This window comes from Cellulomonas septica (assembly GCF_012396155.1).
Taxonomy (GTDB): Bacteria; Actinomycetota; Actinomycetes; order Actinomycetales; family Cellulomonadaceae; genus Cellulomonas; species Cellulomonas septica.
This window is the reverse complement of record NZ_JAAXOY010000512.1, coordinates 1-2,636: the sequence shown is the minus strand read 5'-3', so window position 1 is coordinate 2,636 and position 2,636 is coordinate 1. Positions and strand designations below refer to the sequence as shown.

The 2,636-nt window shown below is 75.9% G+C and carries 1 protein-coding gene; it reads right to left on the bottom strand.

Going from position 1 to position 2,636, the window contains the following annotated elements; translation table 11 throughout:
- Positions 1 to 2,463 (bottom strand): DUF11 domain-containing protein (locus HGA02_RS15860; RefSeq protein WP_210728671.1); only part of this gene is annotated, 2,463 nt, incomplete at its 3' end.
- Positions 2,464 to 2,636: the final 173 nt, after the last annotated feature.

Sequence of the window (2,636 nt, the reverse complement as noted above, 5' to 3'; positions counted from 1 at the left end):
CTCCACGACGCGCGGCGTGCCGGGCGCGACCGTCCCCAGCGCGCAGACGCCGGGTCCGGACGTGCACGGGTCGCCGCCCGCCGTCGTCACGACCGCCGGGAAGGCCGTCGTGAGCGTGACGTCCTCGGCCGGTTGGGACCCGAGGTTCGTGACCGTGAACGTCGCGGTGCCCGGCAGCCCGCCGACCCACAGCGTCGGCGTGACCACGACCGTCACGGACACGCCGGGTGCGGCCGGCGTGAGCGTCGCGGTGTTGTCGGTGACGTCCCGCTCGGGGCTCGTGCTCGTGACGACCGCGGTGATCGGGCCGGCCGTGGTCGCCGCGCCCTGGACCGGGACGGCGAGCGCGACGGGTGCCCCGCCCGGCGGCAGGGGTGTCGTGACGGGGCACGTGAGCTGCTGACCGGCGACGGTGCAGCCCGGCAGGCCGGTCGTCGTCAGCCCGGGCGGCAGCTCGACGTCGACCTGCGCCGCGCGCACCAGGCCGGGACCGGCGTTGCTCACGGTCACGGTGAGCGTCGTCGAGCCGTCGGGCGCCGGTGCCGCCGCGAGCGTCACCGCGAGGTCGGCGTACGGCCGGTACGCGGGCTCGTCCTGGTTCCCCTGGGTGTCGGTGACGACCCGCAGGCCCGACCCGTCGGCGGCCGACACCGCCCAGATGCCGCGCTGCTTCGGCTGTCCCGCGCGGTGCGCGGAGAACGCGATCTCGGTCCCGTCGGGCGACCAGGCCGGGTTGTCGGTGCCGTCGACGACCGGTCGCGAGGGCGTCGCGCTGCCGTCGCTGCGGATCCCGGTGAGCGCGACGGTGCTCGCCACGGGGGACCCGGTCCCGGTCGTGTCGAGGGTGAGGACCCCGATGCCGCCGAGCGCGACGGCGCCCGTGAGCGGGAGTCCCGCGAGGCCGAGGTTGCGGGTGCCCAGGTCGACGACCGCGAGGCGCGTGCCGTCGGGCGACAGGGCGGGAGAGCGCCCGGCGACCACCTGCGGGCACGAGGCCGCCGGGAAGCAGGGGTTCCCCACGACGAACGGCTGCGCGGGCGCCGCGCCTGCCGCGTCGACCGACCAGATCGTCGTGGCCGTGACGGCGTACCGCTCGGGGGGCGGCACGTCCGCGCCACGGTCGTCGAGGAACCAGCGGCTGAAGTACAGGCGTGACCCGTCGGGCGTCCACGTCGGGTCGTGGTCCTCGAAGAGCAGGCCCTCGGCCCCCTCGGTGAGCTGCGTGACCGTCGCCGGGCTCGTGGAGAGGTCGGCGACGTAGAGCAGGGTCGGCGCGTTGCCCGTCGGGTCGGACGAGCGGGCGAACGCCACGCGCGTGCCGTCCGGCGACCACGCCGGCTCGGCGTCGAACGGACCGGCCGGGTAGTCGAGGACGGTCCCCGCGTTCTGGTCGGCCGGCGTGCTCCGGAGCACCTGCGAGAGGGACCACCCGAAGGGCACGGGCGCCGCGTTCTCCGAGGCGTACGCGAGCTCGTCCCCGGCCGGGTGGTACGCGGGCGACAGCTCGTGCAGCGGCTCGGGCGGCGGCGCGCTGGGCTCGTCGGGCGGCGGCTGCTCGGTGCGGTTCGCCAGGATCCGCAGGTCCCCGGTGCCGTCGGCGCGCACGTCGTGGATGTCGACGAGCCGCGGTGCGTCGGTGAAGGTCAGGTACGCCGCGGGCGTCTCGCCCTCGCCGCTCTCGAACACGGACCCCCAGGACGGGTGCGACTCGCTGCGCCCCAGCGTCGCGATCACGGGCTCCTGGAACTCGACGGTGATGCCGGCCTCGCTGTCGTCGAGGAACCCGACCCACACGTCGCCCGCGGGATCCACCTCCCGGCTCGTCCAGGCCAGCCACGCGACGTCGTCGACCTGGCCGAACGTCGGCTCGGACGCCTGGACGCGGCCCGGGTACTCCTCGGTGCCGGCGCCGGGCGGGTAGAGGTCGACGACCGCGCCGTCGTTGCCCTCGAACAGGCTCGCGGGCTGCCCGTCCCTGCCGATGCCGACCAGCCCGAGGGAGCCGTCGGGGCGGAACTGCGAGGTGGTGAACGCCACGGTCGCGGCGGTGTCGCCCCACGGCGAGACCGTCGGCTGCGTCTCGGCCGCCGGCCCGCGGGTGAGCTGGACGGGCTCGAGGGTGTCGGTCGACACCGACCACAGGTCGCCCAGCGGGTCGGACTCGGTGCTGCTGTAGACGATCCGGTCGCCGTCCGACGTCCACGCGGGCCACGTCTCGTCGGCCCCGCCCGTCGTCACCGCCTCGGCCTGGTCGCCGACCTCCTCGCACCAGTCGAGGTCGTCCGGGAAGGCGAGGTCGTCGATGCTCGCGCGGACGATCGACCACGTCCCGTCGCGCGTCGTCGCCCACGCGATCCACGTGCCGTCGGGCGAGATCACGGGGTGCGACTCGACGGCCGCGTCGCACGTGACGCGCACGACCTGGGTGGGGAGGTCCTCGGTGGCCTCGTAGCGCACGTACACGTCACCCTCGGGCAGGTGCCGTGCGCTGACGAACGCCGTCGGCGGCCGGGGACGTGCACATCGGACGTGCCCCCGCCGGGCCGCTGGCCGACCCGGCCGGCAGCGCCCGGACATCGAGCTGCACGCTCTCCGTCCGCGACCCGCCCGCGACCGACGCCACGACCTGTGCGTCG